This window comes from Streptomyces sparsus (assembly GCF_054776295.1).
In genome coordinates, this window is the sequence record NZ_BAAHCA010000922.1 from 1 (window position 1) to 1,926 (window position 1,926).

Here is a 1,926-nt window from a genome sequence, read left to right on the forward strand (position 1 = left end):
CGGCGGCTCCGGCCCGCCGGACCCCGGCCGTCGCACGTCGGGGAGGGCCGCGGCGGGGCGGCGGGTGTTGACGGAGTGCGCGACCGAGAGCTAGCTTCCCAGAAAGCTTCAACGTTTTGTTGATTTCACGGGAGTGCTGATGACGCAGGGCCAGCCGGTCGCCACCACCTTCGGCCACGGGGTCGGCAAGGAGATCGGCGCGGCCCTCGCTGCCGTCGACGCCGAGCTGGAGCGCCGCTACCCGGGCGACCCCGGCACCCGCCAGCCCGTGCACACCGTGTACGTGCCCGGCGACGTGTTCACCGCCGACACCGTCCGCGACTGGGGCGACCAGGCGCTCGCACTGCTCGACGAGCACGCCCCGGACGCCGCCGCGTTCGGTGAGGTGCTCGGCCTCGACGCCGCTCTGGCGGGAGCCGTCCACGACCGGGTGCGCGCCAAACTGCTGCGGGAGCCGGTCGAGGACCTGAGGATCGACTTCGAGGACGGCTACGGCGACCGCGGCGACGCCGAGGAGGACGCCGACGCCGCCCGGGCCGCCCGGCTCGTCGCTCAGGCGTGCGCGGCGGTCGACCCCTCTCGCGTGCCGCCCCACGTGGGCATCCGCCTCAAGTGCATGGAGGCCGCGGTCCGGGACCGCGGGATCCGCACCCTGGACGTCTTCCTCACCGGCCTTGCGGAGGCCGGCGGCCTGCCCGCGGGCCTCCGGCTGACCCTGCCGAAGGTCACCTATCCCGAGCAGGTCACCGCGATGGTCCGGCTGTGCGAGCAGTTCGAGCGGGACCGCGGCCTGCCGGACGGCCGGATCGGGTTCGAGATCCAGATCGAGACCAGCCAGTCGATCCTGGGCCCCGACGGCCGGGCCACCGTGGCGCGGATGATCGACGCCGCCGCCGGCCGCGCCACCGGCCTGCACTACGGCACCTTCGACTACAGCGCCTGCTGCGGTGTCAGCGCCGCACACCAGGCGATGGACCACCCGGCGGCCGACCACGCCAAGGCCGTCATGCAGGTGGCCGCCGCCGGCACCGGCGTCCGGCTGTCCGACGGCTCCACCAACGTGCTGCCCGTCGGAGACACCCCGCAGGTCCACGACGCCTGGCGGCTGCACCACCGGCTGGTGCGCCGCTCGCTGGCCCGGGCCTACTACCAGGGCTGGGACATGCACCCCGGACACCTGCCCACCCGGTACGCGGCGGTCTACACGTTCTACCGCGAGGGATGCGAACAGGCCGCGGCCCGGCTCGCCGCCTACGCGGCGGACACCGGCGGCGCGGTGATGGACGAGCCGGCCACCGCGAAGGCGCTCAGCAGCTACCTGCTGCGCGGTCTGCACTGCGGCGCGCTCGACGCCGAGGAGGTCGAACGGCTCACCGGCCTCACCCGGCGGCAACTGGAGGCGTACGCGATCCCGCGCCGCTCGGCCCTGACCGTGGCGGCGCCGTAGCGACGCGTCGGGCTCCGGGCCGGGCGGTCACCGCAGGCCCGCGATGAGTTCCGCCGCCGTGCGCCGTCCGTACCTGTGACGGCATCCACGAGAGCGGGGTTCTGACATGGACGAGAGCGGGAACACCAGGGGCGGGTCGGCGGACGGCGCCGACACGGACCGGGGAGGGCTGGACGAGCAGTTCACCGAGGTGCTGCGGAGGAGCCCGGGCAAGGGCGGCTGGACGTACGTCGTCTGGCCGGAGTCGGCGGCGTTCTTCGGCACCCGCGGCCTCGTGAAGGTACGCGGCACCGTCGACGGCCACCCGTTCGAGAGCGCGTTCATGGCGCTCGGGGACGGCACCCACAAGCTGCCGGTCAGGGCCGAGGTGCGCCGGGCCATCGGCAAGGAGGCGGGCGACACCGTCCGGATCCACCTGGCGGAGCGGCTGCGGGGCTGAGTCCCGCCCTCCGGCACCGGGACGGCCGGGTACGCGCCGG

2 protein-coding genes are annotated in these 1,926 nt (G+C 74.6%); both read left to right on the top strand.

Going from position 1 to position 1,926, the window contains the following annotated elements:
• The first annotated feature begins 139 nt into the window (after window positions 1-139).
• Window positions 140-1,447, top strand: a complete 1,308-nt coding sequence (locus ACYVE9_RS24965; protein WP_461030159.1) for a DUF6986 family protein — start codon at window positions 140-142, stop codon at window positions 1,445-1,447.
• Window positions 1,448-1,553: 106 nt separating this feature from the next.
• Entirely contained in the window at window positions 1,554-1,886 is a 333-nt protein-coding gene (locus ACYVE9_RS24970) for a DUF1905 domain-containing protein (protein ID WP_461030160.1), read from the top strand.
• Window positions 1,887-1,926 lie beyond the last annotated feature (40 nt).